The sequence below is a fragment of the Sorangium sp. So ce448 genome (assembly GCF_051520915.1).
Lineage (GTDB): Bacteria > Myxococcota_A > Polyangia > Polyangiales > Polyangiaceae > Sorangium > Sorangium cellulosum_B.
Window position 1 is genome coordinate 544143 of the sequence record NZ_CP150343.1, and the last position, 23577, is coordinate 567719.

At 71.9% G+C, this 23577-nt stretch carries 17 protein-coding genes; 9 read left to right on the forward strand and 8 right to left on the reverse strand.

Annotation, left to right across the window (positions count from 1 at the left end):
• The first annotated feature begins 52 nt into the window (after positions 1 to 52).
• Complete coding sequence (locus tag WMF45_RS02055; RefSeq protein WP_437715299.1) at positions 53 to 2416, forward strand: autotransporter assembly complex protein TamA; 2364 nt, start codon at positions 53 to 55, stop codon at positions 2414 to 2416.
• 70 nt (positions 2417 to 2486) lie between these two features.
• On the opposite strand, the gene WMF45_RS02060 is transcribed toward WMF45_RS02055, so the two are convergent.
• The 5 genes from WMF45_RS02060 to WMF45_RS02080 all read right to left on the reverse strand — a co-directional run bounded on the left by WMF45_RS02060 (position 2487) and on the right by WMF45_RS02080 (position 7701).
• Positions 2487 to 2642 carry a hypothetical protein gene (locus WMF45_RS02060; protein ID WP_437531283.1) on the reverse strand — a complete coding sequence of 52 codons (156 nt, stop codon included), beginning with the start codon at positions 2640 to 2642 and terminating at the stop codon, positions 2487 to 2489.
• A gap of 378 nt (positions 2643 to 3020) precedes the next feature.
• The gene (locus tag WMF45_RS02065) at positions 3021 to 5387 is read right to left on the reverse strand and encodes a (Fe-S)-binding protein (protein ID WP_437715300.1); all 2367 of its coding nucleotides are present in this window, start codon (positions 5385 to 5387) and stop codon (positions 3021 to 3023) included.
• Between the two features lie 226 nt (positions 5388 to 5613).
• The gene (locus WMF45_RS02070) at positions 5614 to 6300 is read right to left on the reverse strand and encodes a hypothetical protein (protein ID WP_437715301.1); all 687 of its coding nucleotides are present in this window, start codon (positions 6298 to 6300) and stop codon (positions 5614 to 5616) included.
• A gap of 13 nt (positions 6301 to 6313) precedes the next feature.
• The gene (locus WMF45_RS02075; protein ID WP_437715302.1) at positions 6314 to 7150 is read right to left on the reverse strand and encodes a TrmH family RNA methyltransferase; all 837 of its coding nucleotides are present in this window, start codon (positions 7148 to 7150) and stop codon (positions 6314 to 6316) included.
• 14 nt (positions 7151 to 7164) lie between these two features.
• Positions 7165 to 7701: an ureidoglycolate lyase gene (locus WMF45_RS02080; RefSeq protein ID WP_437549052.1), complete on the reverse strand. Its 537-nt coding sequence runs from the start codon at positions 7699 to 7701 to the stop codon at positions 7165 to 7167.
• A 213-nt stretch (positions 7702 to 7914) separates the two neighbouring features.
• On the opposite strand from WMF45_RS02080, the gene WMF45_RS02085 reads away from it, so the two are divergent.
• The 4 genes from WMF45_RS02085 (at position 7915) to WMF45_RS02100 (ending at position 11504) form a co-directional block, all read left to right on the forward strand.
• Positions 7915 to 8541: a LemA family protein gene (locus WMF45_RS02085; RefSeq protein WP_437715303.1), complete on the forward strand. Its 627-nt coding sequence runs from the start codon at positions 7915 to 7917 to the stop codon at positions 8539 to 8541.
• On the forward strand, positions 8541 to 9344 hold the full coding sequence (locus WMF45_RS02090; RefSeq protein WP_437715304.1) for a TPM domain-containing protein: 804 nt from the start codon (positions 8541 to 8543) through the stop codon (positions 9342 to 9344). The genes WMF45_RS02085 and WMF45_RS02090 overlap by 1 nt, the downstream gene beginning before the upstream one ends.
• A 218-nt stretch (positions 9345 to 9562) precedes the next feature.
• A complete protein-coding gene (locus tag WMF45_RS02095; RefSeq protein WP_437715305.1) occupies positions 9563 to 10774 on the forward strand; it encodes a thiolase family protein in 1212 nt (403 codons plus the stop codon).
• A 160-nt stretch (positions 10775 to 10934) separates the two neighbouring features.
• The gene (locus WMF45_RS02100; protein ID WP_437549059.1) at positions 10935 to 11504 is read left to right on the forward strand and encodes a peptidylprolyl isomerase; all 570 of its coding nucleotides are present in this window, start codon (positions 10935 to 10937) and stop codon (positions 11502 to 11504) included.
• A 61-nt stretch (positions 11505 to 11565) separates the two neighbouring features.
• On the opposite strand, the gene WMF45_RS02105 is transcribed toward WMF45_RS02100, so the two are convergent.
• From WMF45_RS02105 to WMF45_RS02115, 3 genes are all read right to left on the reverse strand, one after another.
• Entirely contained in the window at positions 11566 to 12672 is a 1107-nt protein-coding gene (locus WMF45_RS02105; RefSeq protein ID WP_437715306.1) for a hypothetical protein, read from the reverse strand.
• A 173-nt stretch (positions 12673 to 12845) separates the two neighbouring features.
• The gene (locus tag WMF45_RS02110) at positions 12846 to 13826 is read right to left on the reverse strand and encodes a CHAD domain-containing protein (RefSeq protein ID WP_437715307.1); all 981 of its coding nucleotides are present in this window, start codon (positions 13824 to 13826) and stop codon (positions 12846 to 12848) included.
• Between the two features lie 98 nt (positions 13827 to 13924).
• Positions 13925 to 15616: a ribonuclease J gene (locus WMF45_RS02115; RefSeq protein ID WP_437715308.1), complete on the reverse strand. Its 1692-nt coding sequence runs from the start codon at positions 15614 to 15616 to the stop codon at positions 13925 to 13927.
• Between the two features lie 359 nt (positions 15617 to 15975).
• Between WMF45_RS02115 and sppA the strand changes: the two genes are divergently transcribed.
• From sppA to WMF45_RS02135, 4 genes are all read left to right on the forward strand, one after another.
• Positions 15976 to 17784: a signal peptide peptidase SppA gene (sppA, locus tag WMF45_RS02120; protein WP_437715309.1), complete on the forward strand. Its 1809-nt coding sequence runs from the start codon at positions 15976 to 15978 to the stop codon at positions 17782 to 17784.
• Between the two features lie 519 nt (positions 17785 to 18303).
• Positions 18304 to 21714, forward strand: coding sequence for a vitamin B12-dependent ribonucleotide reductase (locus tag WMF45_RS02125; RefSeq protein WP_437715310.1), 3411 nt, complete (start codon positions 18304 to 18306; stop codon positions 21712 to 21714).
• 337 nt (positions 21715 to 22051) lie between these two features.
• The gene (locus WMF45_RS02130; protein ID WP_437715311.1) at positions 22052 to 22570 is read left to right on the forward strand and encodes a hypothetical protein; all 519 of its coding nucleotides are present in this window, start codon (positions 22052 to 22054) and stop codon (positions 22568 to 22570) included.
• Between the two features lie 191 nt (positions 22571 to 22761).
• Complete coding sequence (locus tag WMF45_RS02135; protein ID WP_437715312.1) at positions 22762 to 23550, forward strand: hypothetical protein; 789 nt, start codon at positions 22762 to 22764, stop codon at positions 23548 to 23550.
• Positions 23551 to 23577 lie beyond the last annotated feature (27 nt).

Consider the following 23577-nt stretch of genomic DNA (forward strand, 5'->3'; position numbering starts at 1 on the left):
TTGCGTTTCGGCCGGCACAGCCGAAAGTTCTCTTTCAGTTGTCCAGGTCCCGATGCCTCGTCCCGTCGCCGCAGCGCTCGTGATGTTCGCCGTGCTCGGGGCCTCCGCGTGTGCTGCTTCGCGTCAACCTCCGGCGTGTACGCGTCCCGACCTCAGCGGGTGCGCCATCGAGGACGTCTCGTTCGACGGCGACGACGTGATCAGCGGCGACGAGCTCGCCGCGCGGATCGCGACGGCCGAGAGCTCGCGCCTCCTCGGCGGCGCGTTCGAGCCCGTGCCGATCCTGAGCGTCTGGGACGCGCTCACGGTCGAGTACGAGCGCTTCGACCGGTTCGTCCTCGAGCGTGACCTGGCCCGCATCGAGCGGTACTACCGCGCGCGCGGGTTCTACGGGGCACGGGTGCGGGCGGCGCGGGTGCAGCGCTTCGGCGGCCCCGGCAAGGAGGGGCGCGTGCGGGTGCGCATCGTCGTCTCCGAGGGCGCGCCGGTGAAGATCGCGTCGGTGGATCTCGCGTGGCGCGACTGGACCCTGGAGAAGGGCAGGGACATCGGCCGGCCGGTGACCGAGGCGAAGGACGAGCTCAAGATCGGCGAGCGCCTGGACGAGGCTCGGTACGAGGAGCTCAAGAAGAGCCTGCTCCGCGTCCTCACGGATCGCGGCTTCGCCTACGCGAGCGTGGAGGGGCACGTCGACGTCGATCTCGTGAAGAACGAGGCGCGGATCCGCTACACGATCGAGCTCGGCCCCGAGTGCAGGTTCGGCAAGGTCAAGCTCGAGGGGCTCGGCGAGCTGCCCGAGGGGCCCGTCAGGACGGCGATCGGCATCGAGGAGGGCGAGCGCTTCTCGACCGCGGAGCTGGCGGACGCAGAGCAGGCGCTCGCCGACTTCGGCGTGTTCGGCTCCGTCGCCGTGAAGCCCGAGCTCGCGCCGCCCGGACAGCCCAGGAACCCGGTCGTCCCCGTGACCTTCTCCGTGCAACCGTCCGCGCTCCGCGCCGTGAAGCTCGGCGGAGGCGCCGAGGTCGGCTCGCGCGTCGAGGCGCACCTCGTCGCCGGGTGGGAAGATCGCAACTTCCTCGGGGGGCTGCGCCGCTTCAGCGTCGAGGCCCGGCCGGGGCTCGTCTTTTACCCGGTGGAGTTCTCGAACCTGCTCGGCAAGGAGCTCGGGGACACGTTCCGCCTCCTGCCGGAGATCCAGCTCCGGTCCGAGCTCCGCCAGCCCGGGGCGATCGAGCGGCGCACGGCCGCGGTGCTGCGCGGCTCGTTCAAGCTCTACTGCCCCCAGACAGGTGAGTTTTGCACCAAGCCGGACAAGCAGGGCGCCGGCGAGGGGGAGTCAGGAGCTGCACCAGATGCTGCCCAGGAGGCTCCGGAGCACGCGATCGTCGGCTACCGCGAGTACGTCGGTTCCATCGGAATCGAGCGGCCCTTCCTGAAATCGGACCTGAACGCGGCCCTCCTCTACAACGTCCAGCTGAACAGCCCGTTCACCTACAATTCGGCGCCGCTGCCCTCCGGGTTCGGGACCCTCTTCATCCCGTACCTCCAGGCCCTCGTGTCCTATGACCGCCGGCTGAACGAGGCGGGGAAGCCCGATAGGGTCACCCCCCATCACGGCTATTACATCGCGCTGGACACGCAGCTGGCCGGCTACCTGGCGTTCGACACAGCGATCGCGGAGGCCCTGGTCGGCGAGAAGGCGCGGGACCCGCGGGACAGGCGGTTTCACTCCGCGCACGACATCCGCCTTCAGCCCGAGTTTCGCGCCTACTTCCCTGTTTCAAGGAGATGGACGCTGGGTTTCCGCCTGATGACCGGGTGGCTGTTCACGGGCGACTACGGTGACGCCTCCGTGGATCCTGCCCAGTGCGACGTCCTCGCCGGCGTGGACAGGGACCGTTGCCGGAGAGACGTGGGGGCCGACCTTCAGCTGATGCAGTTCCGCGGGTTCTTCAGCGGAGGCGCGACCAGCAACCGCGGATACGGGTACAACGAGGTCGGCCCGCACGCCCGCGTGCCGAGCCTGACAGCCGGCGACGGCGCCGACGAGGAGGACGCCCCGCTGGTCCCCATCGGAGGCCGTCTGCTGTGGGAGACGAGCCTGGAGCTGCGGATACCGCTCGGCGAGAGCTTCGGTACCGTGATCTTCGCCGACGCCGGCGACGTCACCCGGGAGCACCGGCTGTTCCGCTCGGGAGCGCAGCGCCTGCACCTCTCGGCGGGCTTCGGGCTGCGCTACGTCACGCCGGTCGGACCGCTGCGCTTCGACGTCGGCTACCGCATCCCCTGCATGCAGGTGCTCGGCGTCTGCAACGAGACAAAAGCTGCAGGCTGGCCCGAGGACGAGCGGCCCCCGGGCAAGCTGTTCGATGTGCTGCCCATCGCCGTGAACCTGGCGATCGGCGAGGCGTTCTGATGTGGGGTGATCCTTCCGGCGGGCGCCGGAGGGCGGTGGGGCCCGCGCCTTCGGGGCAGGCCGCGGGCGATCAGCCCTCTTCTTCTTCGACGTTCCAGGCGGACAGCGCGGTCATCCCGATGGCGACCGAGCAGAGGCAGCAGAGGGCAGGCTCCTCGAACCGGAGCTCGTCGCCGCGCGACCACACATAGAGGCCGCGCCCGTGGGGCTCCCCCGTGATGGCCACGTCGCACACGTCGCAGCGGAGCTCGGTTGCGCCTGAGGCTGCTTGACGCGCGCGCAGCGCATGGTCGGCGATCGCGTCGACCGAGACGCAAATCGGATGGGCCAGTATCCCTGTGAGCCGGTAATCCGCACTTGCGGTCCCCTCCGGCGTAGGGCAGGGGTCCAGGTTCGCGGTCCCCTTCAGAGCGCCTTCAATCACATCCACCTCCGGCGGCAGGGCCGAATCTAGCTCAGGCCGAGACGGGACGCACGAGAAGGCTGTGCCTGAACACCATCAGGCCTGCTCCAGGGCGCGCATGTAGGCGAACACGCTGGAGCGGCGCGTCATGGCCTGCATGACATACCGCTCCAGCGTTCAATAGCGGCGGAATTTGACGGATCAGGCGCTGGCGGACGCGGCCGTCTCGGCGGCTTCCTGGGCGGCGGCCGAGCGGCTACCGGCCGAGCGGTCGAGAGCGCAGCTCTCTTCGAGCAGCTCGACAACGTCGAGCTGGCGGATCGACTCCTCCTTGGACTGATCCTTGAGGCCGTCGGTGATCATCGTCTGGCAGAACGGGCAGGCGGTCGCGATGGTCTTCGCCTCCGTCTGGAGGAGCTGCAGAGTCCGCTTGACGTTCACGCGGTCCTTGTTCTGCTCCTCCATCCACATCTGCGCGCCGCCTGCGCCGCAGCAGAGCCCCTTTTGCCGGTTCCACCCCTCGGCCTCGACGAGCTGCAAGCCGGGGATGCGCTTCAGGATGTCGCGCGGCTGCTCGTACACGTCGTTGTAGCGGCCGAGGTAGCAGGAGTCGTGGAAGACGACCTTCCCCTCGACCGGCTTGCTGGGGACGAGCTTCTTCTCGGCGACGAGGCCGAGCAGGAAGTCGGTGTGGTGCACGACCTCGAACTTCGCGCCGAAGTCGGGGTACTCGTTCGCGAGCGTGTTGAAGCAGTGGGGGCAGGTCGTGACGATCTTCCGGACGCCGCCCTGCTCCTTGTAGCCGTTCAGGGTCGCCGCGTTCTGCTCTGCGAGCATCGCGAAGAGGTACTCGTTGCCCGCGCGGCGCGCCGGATCGCCGGTGCAGGTCTCCTCCTGGCCGAGGATGGCGAAATCGACGCCTGCGGCCTTCAGGAGCCTCGCGGTCGCGCGGGCGATCTTCTTCGCGCGGTCGTCGTAGCTCGCCGCGCAGCCGACCCAGTAGAGCACCGGGGCCTGCGGCTTCTCGGCCATGGTCGGGATCTCGAGCCCCTCGGCCCAGTTGCCGCGGTCGATGCGCGCGAGGTTCCAGGGGTTGCCGTTGACCTCCATCGCGTTGAACGGATTCCCGAGCTCCGCCGGGAACTCGCCCTTCACGAGGACCAGGTGGCGGCGCATGGAGACGATCTTGTCGACGTAGCTGATCATCACCGGGCACTGCTCCTCGCAGGCCCGGCACGTCGTGCAGGCCCAGAGCACGTCCGGATGGACGACGTTCGCCACGAGGTCGACCGGCTTGTACGCGACCTCGGGGACCGGCACCGGGTTCTCCGGCGCCGCCTGCTCCGCGCGCTCCTGCGTCTCCGCCGTCTCCGCGGCCTGGCCGTCCTGCGCCGCCGCCCCGTCGGTGGCCTGCCCGTTCGCCTGGGCCGCGTGGCCCTCGCCCCGCGGGCCGCCCGGCCTGTTGATGAACTCCCCCTCTCGGCCGTACAGGTGATCGCGCAGGTCCAGGGTGAGCTGCTTGGGGCTCAGGATCTTGCCCGTCTTGTGGGCCGGGCAGTTGTCGCTGCAGCGGCCGCACTCGGTGCACGTGTAGAAGTCGAGGATCGCCTTCCAGGTGAAGTCCTCGATGCGCGCGACGCCGACCGGGGCGGCCTTCTCGGGCTCCTCGGCCGCCTTCATGACCATCTCGCCGATCGCCTCGGCGCTGCCCGCGACGAGCGGCAGCCGGCCGCGCGCCTCGATGTTGCGCGTGAAGACGTTCGGGATCGACGTGATGATGTGGAAGTGCTTCGAGTGCGGGAGCAGGTTCAGGAACACGAGCACCAGCGTGACGTGCGTCCAGAACCCGATGTGCGCGAGCACCACGAGCGTCCCCGGGCTGGCGCCGCTCAGGAGCACGGCGAACAGCGAGCCCGCCGGGGCCGGGAACAGGTGCCAGCGGAGCGCCGCCGGGTCCGCGGGGACGCCCGCGAACGGGGCCGTCACGGTGGCGACGCGCTCGCAGAGCGCCGGGTCCGTGGGGCCGCACGCCGCCGTGGACCAGCGGTGGTGGAGCACCAGCGCGGCGCCGTCATAGAGCATGTCGCTCACCATCATCGTGACGATGATGCCGAGGATGAGGAGCCCCTCGCCGGACAGGGTCATGCGCCGCTCGCGCTTGATCGCCCGGTAGTAGATGAACACGAGCGCGCCGGTCACGACCAGCGTGGCCATGACGTCCTTCACGAACTCGTAGATTCCGCCGAGCGGCACCGCGCCGACGCCCGGGAGCCGCACCGGCTCGTGCCCCAGGATCCACAGGTCGAACGACGGGTCGATGCCGCGCCCCCACAGCATCAGCGTCCGGAGCAGGAGAACCAGGAATCCGAAGAAGATGAGCTTATGCGCCAGCCCGGCGAGCGGGTAGTAACCCATCTTCCGCTGGCGGAAGGCGTACTCCCAGGTGCCTTTGAGGCGCTCTGCGATCCGGTCGAGCCGGTCTTCCCCGCGCCCGACCTTGAGGAGCTGCCAACGCCGGTTGGCGCTCCACGCAAAGGCGGCGAAGAGGCCGACGAGCAATGTGAGCATCCACGTGGGATTCATTCGCGGGGCGTCTCCAGGTGTAAAATGGCCACATCTTTTAAGGTGGGCGGCTGCCGGACGTCAACCGCGCGGCGGCGAGGAGCGCACGGTGCTCCTTCGCCGGATTTCTATTCTTGCAAGGGCGGATACGTCGGTGCGCGCTGGGGGCTCCTCGCGCGTCGGGGGCACGGGCGGCGCATCAGCGGCGCGGGCGGCGCGCCGCGCGAGCGGCTCAGAGCGTGAACTCGACGCTCTTCTCTTCGGTCGCGGCGGAGGGGGACAGGTCGAGCGCCATGCTGTACGAGCGCTGGCCGACCCGCGCGCTCAGGCGGACGCGGATGGGGGCCGTCGCGTCGTTCAGCTTGTCGAGCCGCACGACGACGCGGTAGCGGCCACGCGCCGGCTCGCCCTCGGTGAGGAAGACGTTCTCCACGTTCTGCTCCTGGCATTCGCCGCTCACGCGCGGGCAGTCGCGGTCCTTCATGAGGCCGCTCGCCGTCGGCTCCCCGACGCGCGCGAGCTCTCCCGCCGGGTCATAGACGTTGAGATCGACGTCGGCCTCGGGCTCCTCCCACGCGATCGTGAACTGGAGGATCCCGGTGTGGAGCCCGCAGCCCTCGTCGATCACGCCGTTGCAGTTGTTGTCGCGGGCGTCGAAGCAGAGCTCGACCCCCGTCGGTGTGCAGGCGATCTCGAGCCCGACGCCCTCGGATGCCTTGATGTCCTTCGGCTGGAGGGGCGGCTTCGGCGGGGGCGGCGGCACCTCGATGCAGCCCGCGAGGAGCAGGGCGAGGGCGGCGGCGCGCGCGACGTCGATCGCTGCGCCGGCGAGGCGCGCGCGGAGGCCGTGAGGCGCCGGCAGGCGCGGCGCGGCGCGACGGGCGCGCGGCTCGCGTCGCGGGGGACCGGGGCTTCGCATGGGGGGCTGCATGTTATCCGCCTTCAGGCTCCGGCGGGGCGCCGGCGCTGCGCGTCTCGAGCGCGGGCGGCGCGGGCGGCTTCCGCGGCTTGGGGCCGCGCGGCTTCGGGGGAGGGGGCGGCGTCCCTCCGAGGGGCAGGGGCAGGTGCATGCCCCGCGCGGCCAGGATCTCCGCCGCGTGGGGGACGGTGAGCACCAGCGCGCGCGCATAGAGCGTGATCTGGTAGGGCTCCGGCAGGTCGCCGGGCCGGCCGTTCGTCGCGTGCTCGAGCAGGATCGCCGCGGTGACGCTCACGTTGAGGCTCTCCGCGAAGCCGCGCATGGGGACGCGCACGGCGCGGGCGCAGGCGGCGGCCAGGTCGGGGCGGATGCCGTCGCGCTCGTTGCCGAGCACCAGCGCGAGGCGGGGGATGCTCGAGAGGTCTCGCGGGGTGAGCTCGCCTTCGGGGTGGGTCGCAACGAGCTCGTGCCCCGAGGCGCGAAGCGCGGCGATCGCGGCCTCGGTGGTCGCGTGCGTGCGCACGTCGACCCAGCGCTCCGAGCCGCGCGAGACCGTGTTCGAGACCAGGAACTGCTCGGCCCGCTCGATGATGTGCAGCCGCTGCAAGCCGAACGCGTCGCAGGAGCGGAGCACGGCGGCCCCGTTGTGCGGATCGTGCGGCGCATCCATGGCCACGGTGACGGCGTCGAGCCGCGCCGCGATGACGCCGCGCAGCCGGGCCCTGCGCTCGTCCGTGACGAACTCCTCGAGGATGCGGGCGACGTCGGCGACGTCGAGGGAGTCGAGCGCGGCGAGCAGCCTTCGCTGCTCCTGCGCGACGAACGAGCAATTGGGGGTCGAGCGGCGCATGGCGGCGGGCGCCTCTATAGCAGGTCGATCGCGACCGCGATCCGCTCGCTCTCTGCGTACTCGACAACGGCGCAGTCGCCGGGAGAGCCGTCCTCCCAGGACAGGCAGACGAAGTCGGCCTCGGCGTCGAGCGCGATCATGGGGTGGTGCCACACGCCGGGGCGATAGGTGATGCCCTGGGCGCCGTGGGCGATGAAGGCGCCGAGCGTCGTGAGCTCGGGCCTGTCGCCGCCGAGGGCCACGACGACGAGGTAGCGCCGCGCGCTCATCGGCACGAACGCCTGGGTCGAGCCGGGGTGCTTCTCGAGCAGGGCGATCGGGAGCGGGAAGCTCGAGCGCGGGGCGCAGCGGAACACCGAGACGTTCAGCGAGGCGTGCCCGGGGCGGAGGTTCTCGATCGCGGCGAGGTGATCGAAGCGCCGCGCCGTCCCCTGGTTGGCAGGCCTGCCGGGCTCGCCGTGCGGCGAGGCCATGAGGATGTCGCCATACGGCGCATAAGCTGCGGGGCTGAGCGAATGGGCTGCGATGCGCGGGCGGTGGCTCATCGTCATGGGCGACTGTGGCGGCGTGCCACGCGTGGGACTTCCCTGAGGCTCTCCTGCGTGGTGCACGGAGCGCGCCGGCCGAGGGCACGACAGGGAAAGGGTATCACGTCGCGTGCGCGCCGCAGCACGCCAGCCCGCCGCGAGCGCCATGGGGCGGGTTTTGCAAGGCGCCTCGCGACGCAACCCCGACGGGTAATGCAAGCGACCCTGGAGCCAGTCATGCGGATTGTTCACAAATCGACATTTCGGAAGCGCCTCGCGGTGGCCGCCCTGTTCCTGGCGGTGCTCGCCGTCATGACGTCCGTCGTCGGCTGCCAGCGCTACGACGTGCTGGTCGAGAAAGATCAGATCGCGGCCCAGAAATGGTCCGATCTCGAGGCGGATCTCCAGCGGCGCTACGACCTGGTCCCGAACCTGGTGGCGGTCGTGAAGGGGTCGGCCAAGCACGAAGAGCAGACGCTGGCGAGCGTCGCCGAGGCGCGCGCCCGCGCGACCAGCGTCCAGCTCAAGGCCGACGATCTGACGGATCCGGAGAAGGTGCAGGCCTTCCAGAAGGCGCAGGAGCAGCTCAGCGGCTCGCTCTCGCGGCTCCTCGTGGTGCAGGAGCAATACCCTGATCTCAAGGCGAACCAGGGCTTCCACAGCCTCCAGGTCCAGCTGGAGGGGATCGAGAACCGGATCCTCCGAGCGCGCCAGGAGTACAACCAGGCGGCGCGCGAGTACAACGCGGAGCTCCTGAAGATCCGGGGCCAGGTGGTGAACAAGGCGACGGGCCAGCCGTTCAAGCCGCGCGTCTATTTCACCGCCTCTCCCGAGGTCCAGTCGGCGCCGAAGGTCTCGTTCTGATGAGGGTCGCGGCGATGCGCCGGATCGGCACGAGCGGGGCGCGGCTGCGCGCCGTGGCCGGGGCCGTCGCGGCTGCGTTCGCGCTGGTATGCGCGCTCGTCGCGCGGCCGGCCCTGGCCGACTTCACGCCGCCGGCGCTCACGGGGCACGTCGTCGACACCGCCGGGCGGCTCGATCCGCCCGACATCCGCGCTCTCGACGCGAAGCTCGATCGCATCCGCCGCGAGACAGGGTTCGAGATCGTCGCCTTCGTGGCCGGATCCCTCGAAGGCGAGACGATCGAGGACGTCGCCTACGAGGCCTTCAACACCTGGCAGCTCGGCCAGCGCGGGGCCGACAACGGCGTTCTCCTCGTGATCGCCCCGAACGAGCGGCGCGTCCGGATCGAGACGGGCAAGGGCGTGGGGGGAGCGCTCACGGATCTCCAGTCGAACGACATCATCCGGCAGACCATCAACCCGCTGCTCAGGCAGGATCGATTCCGCGACGCCATCGACCAGGGAACGGCGGAGATCGCCAGGACGCTCATCGCCGGGACACCCGAGGGGGAACGGCGCCCTGCGCCCGACGCCCGGCCGGCGCCCGCTCCGGTCTCGCCGATCAAGGTCGGCGTGACGGTCGTCGCCATCGTGGCGGCGCTCGTGCTCGCGCTGATATCGCCCTCCTTCCGCTGGTTCCTGTGGCTCGTCCTCCAGGCGATCCTCTTCCGAGGCGGCGGCGGCGGCCGCAGCGGCGGCGGGTCCGGGTTCGGTGGCGGCGGCGGCGGTCGCTCCGGCGGGGGCGGATCCAGCGATAGCTACTGAGCCGCTGCGCGCCGCCTCTACACCCTGTGCAGGACGGATCGGGCCGAGCGGTCGGCGTCCACTCCGGCCTTTTGATCGGCCGCTGGGCTCACCCCGGGCGTGACCGGGCGGGCACACGCGACATCGACGCCGGCGCGGCGCGCGTCGAACCGAGCGGAGATTCCAGGGCGCGCGCGATCTCCCGCTGCGCGCTGACCAGGCGACGCTACGCTCTCGTCATGGCTGCTGCCCTGCGCCCTGTCTTCGTCGTCGACGCTGTCCGGACCCCGATCGCTCGTTACGCCGGCGCTCTCGCGACGGTCCGCCCCGACGACCTCGCGGCGCACGTCCTCGACGCGCTCGTGCGTCGCAATGCTTCGCTTGCGCCGCGCCTCGATCACGTCGTCCTCGGCGCGACGAACCAGGCCGGAGAGGACAACCGCAACGTCGCGCGCATGGCCGCGCTGCTCGCCGGCCTCCCTTACGAGGTCCCGGGCGTCACGGTGAATCGCCTCTGCGGCTCGGGGCTCGAGGCGGTGGCCGACGCCGCGCGGATGATCGCCACCGGCGAGGCCGACTGCGCGATCGCGGGGGGCGTCGAGAGCATGACGCGCGCGCCGTTCACGATGCCCAAGCAGGCCGAGCGCTTCGAGCGGAGCGCGCCGACCCTCTACGATACGACCCTCGGCTGGCGCTATCCGAACGCGCGGATGGCCGCGCGGTTCGAGCTCCAGTCGATGGGGGAGACGGCCGAGAACGTGGCCAAGAAGCACGGCATCAGCCGCGACGACCAGGATCGGTTCGCGCTCCTCTCCCACGAGCGCGCCACGCTCGCCTGGGAGTCCGGGGGGTTCGCCGCCGAGGTGGTCCCCGTGCTCGTCCCCCAGAAGAAGGGCGAGTCCGTCCTGTTCGAGCGCGACGAGGGCGTGCGGGCCGATGCCTCGCTCGAGGCGCTGTCGAAGCTGAAGCCCGCCTTCCGCGAGGGCGGGAGCGTCACGGCGGGCAACTCGTCGCCCCTCAACGACGGCGCCGCTGCCCTCCTGCTCGCCTCGGGCGACGCCGTGCAGGCCGCCGGCGCGACGCCGCGCGCGCGGGTGATCGCGACGGCGACCGCCGGGGTGGATCCCAACCTCATGGGGGAGGGGCCGATCCCGGCCGTGAAGAAGCTCCTCCAGCGGACCGGGCTGCGCGTCCCCAACGTGGACCTCTTCGAGCTCAACGAGGCGTTCGCGGCGCAGGCGCTCGCGTGCTCGCGCGCGCTCGAGCTCGACCCGGCGCGCGTCAACGTCCGCGGCGGAGCGATCGCGCTCGGGCACCCGATCGGCTGCTCGGGCGCGCGCATCGCGTGCACCCTCGTGCATGCGATGCGCGCGCGCGGCGCCAAGGTCGGGGTCGCCTCGCTGTGCATCGGCGTCGGCCAGGGCATCGCGACGCTCTTCGAGCGCGCGTGAGGTCATTTCACCGCTCGTTCGCGGCGCCAGATGAGATAAGACCGCCGCAGCAGGACGCAGGAAGGGGGGCCCGCGGCTCACCTCCCTCGGCTGACTGCGCCGCCTCGGCGGCCAAGAACTGACTGCGCCGCCTCGGCGGCCAAGAAAAGGAGAAGGCCTGATGGAATTCCCCCCGATCAACGTGCCCGGCACCGGCAAGCTTCACGCTCGGCTCAAGACCTCGCTCGGTGACATCACGGTCCGGCTCGAGGAGGAGGGCGCCCCCAACACGGTCAAGAACTTCGTCGGCCTCGCCACGGGCGCCATCAACTGGACCGATCCGAAGACCGGCCAGGGGATGCAGGGGACGCCCTGTTACGACGGCGTCCGCTTTCACCGCGTGATCTCGGGGTTCATGATCCAGTGCGGCGACCCGCTCTCGCGCTACCCGGACAAGGCGCAGCTCTGGGGCACGGGCGGCCCCGGGTACAAGTTCGCCGACGAGTTCAACCCCTCGCTGAGGCACGAGGGCGCCGGCGTGCTCTCCATGGCCAACGCCGGCAAGAACACGAACGGCGCGCAGTGGTTCATCACCGACGGGCCGACGCCGCACCTCGACAACCGCCACACGGTGTTTGGCAAGGTCGTGAGCGGGCAGGACATCGTGAACCGCATCGCCAACGTGGCGACCACGCGCGATCGGCCCAACCAGGACGTCGTCCTCGAGCGCGTCGAGATCTTCCGGCAGTAGGCGCGCTGCGCGCCGCGCGGCGCCGTTCAGCGCCGCGCGGCCAGCGCGATGCCTCGCTCGTTCAGCGGGCGCAGCAGACGGTGATCCTGTCGTCGCCCTCCTCGACCTCGCCTGTGGGGTTGCCGCCGCGCGGCTGGCAGCTGCCGCTTCCGGTCACCTCGATCGACACCGAGGCAGCGGGGGGCGGGTCGTCGAAGCAGGCCCCGTTGAACGGCACGGTCTCACCGGGCCCCCGGCAGCGGGTCTGCTCGAAGAGCGTCAGCGTCGCCGCGCAGCGCACGCCGTCCGTGTCGCACGTGCACCGCGTGCAGCCGCGGTTGTCGACCATCGAGCTCGCGAACACGTGTCGCTCGCCGAACCCCTCGGGGCAGCTCCGCTCCCCGTCGCGCCAGACGCAGGCGCCCTGCTCGAACGGCGCGTCGATTTCTCGCGGGGCGCAGGCCTCGCCGGCCTCACATCCGCCGGCGCCCGGCCCGGGGGCGCACACGAGCCCCTCGATACCGAAGCGCGGCGGCGGCAGCGTCGCCTCGCCGCCCGACGGAGGGCACGTCGCCGAATCCACGTCGGGCGCTTCGCCGCTGTAGCTGCCGATCTGGACGTCGCCGCCGATGTTGATGCAGTCCTCGGTCTGCACCGGCAGCGTCGCGCTCCCCCCGCCACACGCGCCACGCGTGTACACCGTGACCGCGGGCGTCTCGCACGCCACGGCCGGCGCGCCGCACGCGCACGCGCTGCAGGTCGCGGGCGTGTCGAGGGGATCGCGGCCGCCCACGTCCACCCGCTCGGAGAAGCCCTCGGGGCAGGCGACGTCCGCGGCCTCGGGGCCCTGGTACAGGAGGCCGGGCCCTTGCCAGTCCTCGGGCACGGCGACGCAGGCGAACCCTACGCAGTCGCCGTCGGCGCAGTCGACGGCGCCATCGCCGTCGTCATCCTCGCCGTTGGTGCACCGCTCCCCGCCGCCGGAGCCGCCGCTGCTGCTGCTGCTCGTCGTGCTCCCAGCCGACGTCTGGCCTCCTCCAGCTCCGCCGGAGCTGCTGGCCCCGCCGGAGCCGCTCCCGGACGGCCCCGGGAAGAGCTCGGGCTCGAACTGGTCGAAGTCCTGGGTGCAGGCGCTCGCCGCGAGGAGAGCGACGAGCGCGGTGACGCTTTGGAACGCAGAGCGGCGCAACACGACCTCCGGGATCGGCGGGCTTCGCCTCGGTTCGAAGGAGCCCGACCGACGGTACCACGAAGCGCCCGCCCGCACGGCGAGCTCCGCAGCCGGCAATCCCGGTGACCGTTCGCCCGTCCGAAGCGCGCCTGCTGCGGCGCTCCTTGCCGCACCGCGCCCCGTGCGCTGCGTCATCCGCCCGGGAGCGCGCGGGGATCGCCCGACCAGAGCGATGTGAGCGTCTCGAGCTCCCGCGCGAGCTCCTCGGTCGCCTTGTGAGCGAGCCGCGCCCGCTCTGCGACGAGCGCCTCGATGACGGCCGCGCGCGCGTCGGGCGGCAGCTCCTCGGCGCTCCTCATCTGCGCGAGCGCCTCGTCGGCGTCGTGCAGCTGGCCGAGGCGGCGCTGCATCCGTGACGCGGATTTCGCGGTGCGCTCGGCGCGCTCTCCGAAGAGCGGCGAGAACGTCTCCGCGGAGTAGCGCAGCCGTTTGAAGCGGATCCGGAGCGCGTGCATGGCCGCGCCGTCGCCCGGGTCGCTCGCGGCGAGGGCGCGCACGTCGTCCAGGGCATCACCGATCGCTCGCCTCGCGAGCGCCTCGGCGCCGCGCTTCCTCGCTTTCCGGCGCGAGATGCGCCGCTCGAGGCGCGCGAGGTGAGGCTCCAGCCGGAGCCGCTCGCCCGCGGCCGGCGCGTCGGCCTGGGTCGCGCCCGCGTCGGCCGCTGGCGGATCGGCCTGGGTCGCGCCCGCGTCGCTCGCGGCAGGCGCGTCGGCCTGGGTCGCGCCCGCGTCGTCCGGGCGATCCTGCCGGAGCAACTCGACGATGTGGGCCCTCGCCTCGCGCTCGCGGCGCGCGCGCTGCGCGACCCATCCTGCGACCGCTGCCCGGGCCGCCTCGTCCAGATCGAGCGCGGTGAGCGTCTCGCGCAGCACCTCCTCGTCGCGCAGCGCGCCGGTCGCCCGCGCGAACTCACGGAGCCCATCGGCCACGGGGCGGAGCCGCCTCCTGCCGTAGATGCGTCGCGCCGGCTTGAGCAGCGTCCGGAGCCGGCGAAGCGAGACCCGGAAGTCGTGCACGGCTTCCGCGTCCGGCTCCGCGCTCTCGCCCTGCTCGCTCGCGGCGACGACGCGCCGCGCATCGGCGCGGACGCGCTCGATGTGGGAGAGCAGCACTGGACCCAGGAAATCTCGCGCGGAGAGCCTCGCGCCGCCGCCGTCGCCGGTTCCGGCTCCACCGTCGCCCGAGGGCGGGGGGCTCTCCTCGCGCGGCGTCACAGGCGCGTGAGCGCCACCGTCACCAGCGGGCGCCTCCCGAGCTTCGCCTCGAGCGTCCGGCGCGCCGCGAGCCGGGCGATCTCGATGATGTCGTTGTCGCGGCGCCGCGCGCGCGGCTCGCAGTCGTTCACCGCCTGCGCGACCGCGCGCGCCGCGGCCCTGAGCGCGCCGCCCTCGAGCTCCCCGGTGACCCCGCGGGCGAGGACCTGCGGCGGCGCCGCGAGGGCGCCGTGCACATCGACGACCAGCGACACGAAGGCCACCCCGGAGCGACCGAGGTTCGCTCGCTCCCGGAGGACCTCCTCCCCGAGCTCCTCGCCGCCCGCCGTCGCCACCCGGCCGGTGACGGCCCGGCCGCTCCGGCCGAGCGGCTGCGTCGTGCCGATCTCGACGACGTGGCCGTTCTCGGCGACGAGCACCTCGGCCACGCCGCGCTCCCGCGCGAGCTCAGCGTGCCGCGTCAGGTGGTGCAGCGCGCCGTGCACGGGGAGGAAGCTGCGCGGCTGGGTGAGGTCGATCATGCGCGCCTGCTCCGTCCGGTGCGCGTGCCCGCTCGCGTGGACGCGCCGATCCGTCGACCACGTCACGAGCTCCACGCCGAGGCGGAGCAGCCCGGCCATCATATCGACGACCGGGCGGTCGTTGCCCGGAATGACGCGGCTCGAGAGCACGACCCGATCCCCCTCTTCGAGGCGCAGGAGCGGGTGCGTCCCCGAGGCGAACCGCGTCAGCGTGGAGGCCCGCTCGGCCTGCGTGCCGCTCGCGATGACGAGGAGCCGCTCGCGCGGCATCGAGGAGGCGACCTCGGGCGGGACGAGCAGGTCGCTCGGCCACGGGAGCCTCCCCACGGTCTGCGCGGCCCGCACGTGCGTCTGCACGCTGCGGCCGAGCAGGCAGATCTTGCGGCGCGCGCGGACCGCGGCCTGGCCGAGGGCGAGGAGGCGCTGGACGTTCGAGGCGAAGACGCCGACCACGACGCGCGCCGGCGCGGTCTCGACGAGCTCCGCCAGCGCGTGGGCGACGGCGCGCTCGCTCCCCGCCTCGCCGGGCGAGTCCACGTTGGTGCTGTCGGACAGGAGCAGCCGGACGCCGGCGTCGCCGAGCGCGCGGAAGCGGGCCTCGTCGGTCGGCTCGCCGTCGAGCGGCGTCGGGTCCAGCTTGAAGTCCCCTGTATGGACGACGAGCCCCGCGGCCGTGTGGATCGCGAGCGCCGTCGCGTCGACGATCGAGTGCGTCACCCGGAGCGGCTCCACGACGAAGCCGCCGATGGCGACCTCGCGCCCGACCTGCGTGGGCAGCAGGCGCACCTTGTCCTCGAGCCCGTGCTCCGCGAGCCGGTAGCGCACAAGCTCCAGCGCGTGCGGCGGGCCCCAGACGGGGACGTCGAGGTGACGCAGGAGGAACGGCAGCCCGCCGATGTGATCCTCGTGGCCGTGCGTCAGCACGATGCCGCGCACCTGATCACGGAGCGCGAGCACGTGATCGAAGCGCGGGTGATACACGTCGACGCCGAGGTCCGTGCTCGGGAACGTGACCCCGCAGTCGATGAGCAGCAGCCCATCGGCCTGCTGGAGCGCGAGGCAGTTCATCCCCACCTCGCCGAGCCCTCCGAGGGGCACGAGCCGCAGGGTGGACGGCGGTGGCAGGGGGAGCTGGCTCGGGGCGGGGGCGCTCTGCTCGGGATGCACGTTCGGTGGAGGGGGTCTGCCACCCAGGGCGCCGGGGGCCTACGGCCCGCGGCTTGCTGAGCTGGTCTGAAAGAGAGAGGACGACTTCTTCAAGACGTAACCCACATCGGCTCGCCGTCCCCTTCGAAACTTGGAGCGACAGTGTAGCCACAGGGTGGCCCCTTGCGTCACGCTCTCTCTTTCCAGTTCCAGCGCCGGGGCCAGGCGGCGCCGACCTCACCACCGGATCTGGTGCCGCGCGGACCGGTTCCTGCACACGCTGTCTCCCCCCACCCCAGTCTCCCCCCACCCCATCGTGACCGCCGGCGGACGCCGAGCCGCCTTTCCGTCGCCCATCCCCTGATTCCGAGGAGCCTCCGGTGATCGCTGCCCTGCTCGTCAATCTCCTCCGCCTGCTGCTGCTCCCCGTCAGCGCGCTCCGCTGGGCGTTTGCTGCACCCCGGGGCGGGTATGTCGTCCTCGAAATCGATGGCCGCGTGGTCGACCTGCAGCCCCCCCGGGTCCGCCTCGCGCTCCCGTGGCGTCGGAGGAAGAGGGCTCCGCTCTCGGTGGAGCGTGTCCGCGAGCTCGGCAAGCACCTGATGAGGGATCCGCGCCCGGCGGGGCTGCTCCTCCGGATGCGGTCGGTGCACGCGGGGCCGGCGGTGGCGGCCTCGCTGCGGGACGCGCTCCTCGAGATCCGGGCGGGGGGCAAGGACATCGTCGCCTACCTGCCGATGGGCGCCGACACCACGACGCTCCTGCTCGCCTCGGCCGCGCGGGCCATCGTCGTCGGGCCCGAGACGATGGTGTCGCCGCTCGGGTTCGCGGTGGAGGGCCGCTACGTGCGCCGCGCGCTGGAGCAGGTCGGCGTCGAGCCCGAGGTGTTCGCGAAGGGGATGTACAAGAACGCCGGCGAGGTGCTCGTGCGGGACACGATGAGCGCCGCGCAGCGCGAGCAGGTGGGCGCCCTGCTCGACGGGCGCCTCGGGGACCTGACCGCGGCGCTCGCCCAGGGGCGCCGCGTCGATCGCGAGACGGCCGCGCTGTGGATCGACGAGGCCCCCTTCGGCGCGGAGCAGGCCGTCGCGCGAGGCATCGTCGACGCGGTCGCGTACGAGGACGAGCTCGAGCACATGCTCGCGGCGGGGTCGCTCCCCTGCGCGACCGCGGCGCCGCGCCGCGCCGAGATCGGCGCGGGAGACGCGGACCGCGCATCGGGTGGAGGAGGCGCAGGAGCTCGCGCCGCCGCGCGGCATTCGAAGAGCCGCCTCGTGTCGGCGGGCCGCTACCTGGGCGCGCGGCGCGCCCTCTCGATGACGCCGGTGTGGCCTCGGCCCGTCCTCGGCGTCATCGAGGTGCACGGCGCGATCGTCAGCCGCGCCCGCTTCCGGGGCGCCTCCCTGGCCAGCGAGGAGCGGCTCGTCGCGAGCCTGCGCGCGGCGCGGCAGAACCCGCGCGTCCAGGGGGTCATCCTCCACGTCGACTCGCCGGGCGGCTCCGCGCTCGCGTCCGACAGGATCCACCACGAGGTCACCCGCCTCGCGGAGGTGAAGCCCGTCGTCGCGTGCCTGTCGAACGTGGCGGCGAGCGGCGGCTACTACGTGGCGGCGGCCGCGCACGCGATCGTCGCGCAGCCGCAGACGATCACGGGGAGCATCGGCGTGGTCTCGGCGCGCTTCGCGCTCGGGCCGCTGCTCGAGCGCCTCGGCGTCTCGACCGACGTCGTGAAGCGCGGCGCGCGGGCCGACCTGTTCTCTCCGTCGCGCAGGCTCGACGCGGGGGAGCGGGCGGTGGTGGAGCGCGAGCTCGACGCGATCTACGCGGCGTTCCTCCGCGTCGTCGCCCGCGGCCGCCGCCGCCCGGTCGAGGAGATCGAGCCGCTCGCGCAGGGGCGCGTCTACAGCGGCGCCGACGCGCAGGCGCGCGGCCTCGTCGACATGCTCGGCGGGTTCGAGCGGGCGCTCCACGAGCTGCGCCAGATGATCGGGCCCAAGGCGGCCGCCATCGAGCCGGCCATCGTGCGCGCGTCGCGGTACATCCCACCTCCACCGCTGCTGCCGGCGCCGGTGCCCACGCTGCTCGAGCTCGTCGGGCTTCGCGGGATCGCCCAGGAGGTGGCGCTCGCCATTCACTGCGAGGGGGAGCGGGTGCTCGCGTACTGCGCCGAGGCCGACGATCTGGACTAGATGGCGGCGGCCGGGCGGGGCCCCAGCGCGCGCCCCGCACGCGCCCGCGCCCCCTGGCTCCATGGAAGAGCTGGTGGTTGGTTAGGCGCATTCCAGGGAAGAGGCGGATTTTCTCTCGGGAGAAGCTGTGCGTAATCTGTGCGCCCGGTGGGTAGCACCTGTTCAGAACTGATCAGGGATCGCTAGGAATCCCGTACCGGACAGAGAGGCCCTATATGTGGGCCCTGTTCGGAGGGAGATCCCAACATGTAGCGGTTCTCCTTGACGCACGGACCGTTCGCGAGTTTGGATAGCAAGCGGTCAGGCGCTCCCGCATGTCGGCGCACGCCTTTCAGGCATGGCACCTGAAACTATGCTCACTGTTCCGAAGCCGGAACGTTTGAGCAGGTAGTAGGGGAGAAGCTACGAGACCTGTGGAGATCGAGGCGATGAGGCGCCGTCGTTCTCCAGGGAACTCTTTGTGCTTTCGGTAGGACCCGGGTCACCGCCAGGTGCGGTGGTTCACAGGAGGACTTGGAAATGGCCCAGTCGGCAGTTGTGGGTGACGGCGGTAAGCTCCCCGCCGGGAACGGCAAGATGACGGCACGGACGAAGGAAGAGGGGGGGGCTCGTCCGGTGACCGGGGGGGCCGCCAAGGCGCAGGTCGACGGCGCAGCCTCGAAGAAGGGCGTGAAGAAAGGGGCCTCGCGCCCCCGCGGGCTCGGGTTCGACCGGCGGTTCACGCACCGGGCCGCGGATCCGCTCGATGAGGTCACCTGGGAGCGCCGATCGAGCGTCATCACCAACCCCGACGGCTCGGTCGTCTTCAAGATGGAAGGGGCCGAGATCCCCGCCGGCTGGTCGCAACTAGCGACCGACATCGTCGTCTCCAAGTACTTCCGCAAGGCGGGGATCCACGGGAAGAAGGAGCTAGGCGAGACGAGCGTCCGCCAGGTCGTCCACCGGCTGGCGCGCACCATCCGCGAGGCGGGTGAGCACTTCGGTGGCTACTTCGCCTCGGCGAAGGACGCGGACACCTTCGAGGCGGAGCTCGCCTACCTGCTCGTCCACCAGTACGGCGCGTTCAACTCGCCCGTCTGGTTCAACTGCGGGCTCTACCACCGGTACGGCATCGAGGGATCGGGCGGCAACTTCGCCTGGAACGAGGCCTCGGCCGACGCGGGGAACGGGAGCGCCAACGGGAAGGCGTCGGCGCCTCGAACCAACGGGGCGGGCGCGGTCGACGACATCGTCGAGACCCGGAACGCCTACGAGCGGCCGCAGTGCTCCGCGTGCTTCATCCAGGCGGTCCAGGACGACCTGATGAGCATCTACGACCTCGTGAAGAGCGAGGCCCGGCTGTTCAAGTACGGGTCCGGGACGGGGACGAACTTCAGCGCGATCCGCGGGAAGCAGGAGAAGCTCTCGGGCGGCGGGACGAGCTCGGGGCTCATGAGCTTCCTCGAGGTGTTCGACCGCGCCGCCGGCGCGACCAAGAGCGGCGGCACGACGCGGCGCGCCGCGAAGATGGTCTGCCTCGACATGGACCACCCGGAGATCGTCGACTTCATCCAGTGGAAGGTCCGCGAGGAGAAGAAGGCGATGGCGCTCATCGGCGCGGGGTACCCCTCCGACTTCAACGGCGAGGCGTACCACACGGTGAGCGGGCAGAACTCGAACAACTCCGTGCGCGTGAGCGACGAGTTCATGCGCGCGGCGGCGACGGGCGCGGCGTGGGAGACGCGCTCCCGGACGACCGGCGAGGTCGTCGACACGCTGAGCGCCAAGGATCTCTGGCGCCAGATCGCCGAGGCGGCGTGGGGCTGCGCCGATCCGGGCGTGCAGTACGACACGACCATCAACCGCTGGCACACCTGCCCGAACACGGCGCGCATCAACGCCTCGAACCCGTGCTCGGAGTACATGTTCCTCGACGACTCGGCCTGCAACCTGGCGAGCCTGAACCTCACCAAGTTCCTCCGCGAGGACGGCTCGTTCGACATCGAGGGCTACCGCCACGCGGTGAGGGTGTTCTTCGTCGCCCAGGAGATCCTCGTCGACTTCTCGGCGTACCCGACCCGCGGCATCGCGAAGAACTCGCACGACTACCGCCCGCTCGGGCTCGGCTACGCCAACCTCGGCACCCTGCTCATGCTGCAGGGCATCCCGTATGACTCCGATCAGGGGCGCTCGGTCGCGGGCGCGCTCACCGCGATCCTCTGCGGCCACGCCTACCGGGTCTCGGCGGAGATGGCCGCCGCGAAGGGGCCGTTCGCCGGCTTCGCCAGGAACCGCGAGCCGATGCTCCGGGTGATGGGCATGCACCGGGACGCCGCCTACGCGATCGACCGCGACCGCTGCCCGGAGTCGCTCTGGCGGGCCGCGTGCGCCGACTGGGACGAGGCGGTCCGGATCGGGCAGGAGCACGGCTACCGCAACGCCCAGGCGACGGTGCTCGCCCCGACCGGCACCATCGGCCTCCTGATGGACTGCGACACGACGGGCATCGAGCCCGACTTCTCGCTCGTGAAATTCAAGAAGCTCGCCGGCGGCGGCTACTTCAAGATCGTGAACCAGTCCGTGCCCGAGGCGCTCCGGCGGCTCGGCTACCCCGAGGCCGAGGTGCAGGAGATCGTCGCCTACGTCTCCGGCACGAACACGCTCCTGGCGGCGCCGCACGTGAACCGGGCGTCGCTCAAGGCGCGGGGGCTCACGAGCGACGACCTCGCGAAGGTCGAGGCCGCGATCCCCGGCGTCTTCGATCTGGATCTCGCCTTCGGCCCCTGGATCCTCGGCGAGGAGGCCTATGACAGGCTCGGCGTCTCCAAGGAGTCGCGGGCGCGCTTCGGCTTCTCGCTGCTCCAGCACCTCGGCTTCTCGGCCGCGGAGATCGAGGAGGCGAACGAGACGATCATCGGCCGCATGACGGTGGAGGGGGCGCCGCACCTGCGCGAGGAGCACTACGCGGTGTTCGACTGCGCCAACCGCTGCGGCAAGAAGGGCCGGCGGTACCTCGCGCCGATGGCGCACGTCCGCATGATGGCGGCCGCGCAGCCGTTCCTGTCCGGCGCCATCTCGAAGACGGTGAACCTGCCGAACGACGCGACGGTCGAGGAGGTGCAGCGGATCTACGAGGAGGGGTGGCGCCTCGGGCTCAAGGCGGTCGCGCTCTACCGCGACGGCTGCAAGGCGTCGCAGCCGCTCTCGTCGACCTCGAGCTCGAGCGACAGCAAGGAGAGCAAGGGCAAGGCCGAGAAGGCCGAGGTCCCCGCGCCCATCGTCCAGGCAGCGACCGCGCTGGCGCGCCCGCGCTCGCCCTCGGCGGCGGCGCCCGAGCGGTTCCGCCTGCCCAGGAAGCGCAAGGGCTTCACGCAGGAGGCGCGCGTCGGCGGGCACAAGATCTACGTCCGAACGGGCGAGTACGACGACGGGACGCTCGGCGAGATCTTCATCGACCTCCACAAGGAGGGCGCCGCGTTCCGCTCGATCATGAACTGCTTCGCGATGGCGGTGTCGATCGGGCTCCAGTACGGCGTGCCGCTCGAGACCTTCGTCGAGCAGTACACCTTCACCCGCTTCGAGCCGCAGGGCATCGTCGAGGGGCACGACTACGTGAAGATGTCGACGTCGATCGTGGACTACCTCTTCCGCGTGCTCGGGGTCGAGTACCTGAACCGCTACGACCTCGCCCACGTCCAGCCGGTCAGCTCGGCCATGGAGGACCCTGTCGAGTCGCGGGCGCAGGAGAGCGGCGCGGCGTCGTTCTCGCAAACCGCGCCGGCCGCGGCGGCGCTGGTCGAGGGCGGGGGCCGGACGGCGAGCGCGCTCGACGCGCAGCTCGAGGACATGATGGGCGACGCGCCGGTCTGCGACGGCTGCGGGCACATCACCGTGAGGAACGGGGCCTGCTACAAGTGCCTCAACTGCGGCAACAGCATGGGATGCAGCTGAGCTGCGACGGGCGGGGGTGGGGGTGATGAGGGAGGGGCCGGCGGGGGGCCCTCCCACGAACTCGCGCCTTTTGGTGGCTGTTGCCTCGTGAACGGGGGAGACGGGTCTGAGAGGGGTCGCTGCGATGCGGGCCGGCGCTCGGATTCGTGGGGCCCTCCCCCGCCGGCCCCTCCCTCATCACCCCCACCCCCGCCGACTCGGGGGGAAGGGGGAGGGTGGGGGCGATCGCGGAGCGGTCGGGGGGAGGCGGGCGCGGGAGGGCGGCGGGTGGGGCCGTACGGGCTTGTACTCGGGGAGCCGTATGGATGCGCTCGGAGAAGCTCTGTAGAAGACAGGCATGATCCGGTCGCGTTCGTCCATCGCCTTCGCCGTTCTTGTCTGCAGCATCCTGTCGAGCTCCTGCCGGAAAGAAGAAGCAGAGCCGGAGACGATCCCCGCGCCCACGCCGACGGTCGCGCCCGTGGCGGCCGATCCGGTGCCGACGGCGACACCGACGCCCGCTGCGACACCGACGGCGGCGGCGACGCAGGAGCCGGCGGCGGGGCAAGAGCCCGCGGGGGCGGCTTCCGCCGAGCCTGCGGCGACAGCCGATGCAGGGGCGGCGACGGCCGAGGGGGCGACGGGGACGACGTCACGGGGGGGAGGCGCCTCCATCCAGGCGTGCTGCACGGCGCTCCACGCGGTCGCCACCAAGTCGGGCAAGTCGCCGGAAGCCAAGTCGAAGGCGGCGACGGCATCGCATCTCTGCGCAGGGATCGAGAAGCTCGTGAAGAGCGGGAAGACCCCGCGCGCCAAGGCGCTGACCCAGATCCGAGCGAGCCTCGCCGGGACCACGCCGCCCGCCGAGTGCAACTGAGCCGGGTGGCCCGGGCGACGTCTCGTCCCGGGTTGCGGCGCCACATCCCGATCCGGCGATCTCGAGCGCCGCAAACCTGCCCGGCCATGGAGGGAGCGCGGCCGGACCCTATCCTGCGCGGTTGCGCGGCGTTCGTCCGCGCCGCGACGGCGCCCGCCGTCGCGCATCGACCCTCACGGGAAGGAGCTTTCATGCCCTCGAAGCTGGTCACCGATCGTCAGAAGAGCGCCAACTCCGTCGTCGCGTCCGGCGAGGCCCACGCTGGCCGGATCGCCGCGGAGCTCGAGGCGCTGCTCTCTCCGCACCTGCGCAAGGGAGAGAAGATGCCGGACGTCTCGCTCTTCACGCACATCGTCGCTCGCGCCCTCGCCGAAGCGCGCGATCGCATGGTGGCGGCCGACGAGGCGCACCAGGCGGAGCTCGCCGACGACGCAGCCCCGCGGGAGGCCCGCGACGAGGCCGCCGCCGCGCTCTACACCGAGCTGACCGAGCTCCGCGAGTGGCTCACCGGCCTGTACGGCGCCGCGGCGCTGACGCGCCTCGGCTTCACGGACGTGACGCCGCGCGACCCGGCGCAGCTGGAGCGCTTCGCCGGCGAGGTGGCGCGCGCGCTCGGCGCCAAGGACCTGCCGAAGCCGCGCCGCAAGGGGATCCGCTGGGACGCCGAGGAGACGGTGCTCCGGATCGAGGGCCTGCGCGGCGCGCTCCGCGGTCACCTCAAGGACGTGGCCCGCGAGGCGCGCGAGGCCGAGGCGACGCTGCTCGCCAAGACCACCGCGATCGCGGCGTACGACGATCGGTTCAGCCGCGCCGCGACGTTCCTCGTGGGGCTGTTCCGGCTCGCCGGTCACCCGGAGCTGGCCGCGCGGGTGCGCCCGTCCTCGCGGCGGCCCGGCCAGATCGAGGCCGACGCGCCGCCGGCAGAGCCGGGGGGCGAGGCCCCGGTGGCACCCGAGGAGGCCGCGCCGCTCGGCGGGTGAGCGCTGTCGCCGTCGTCGCGGCGCCGG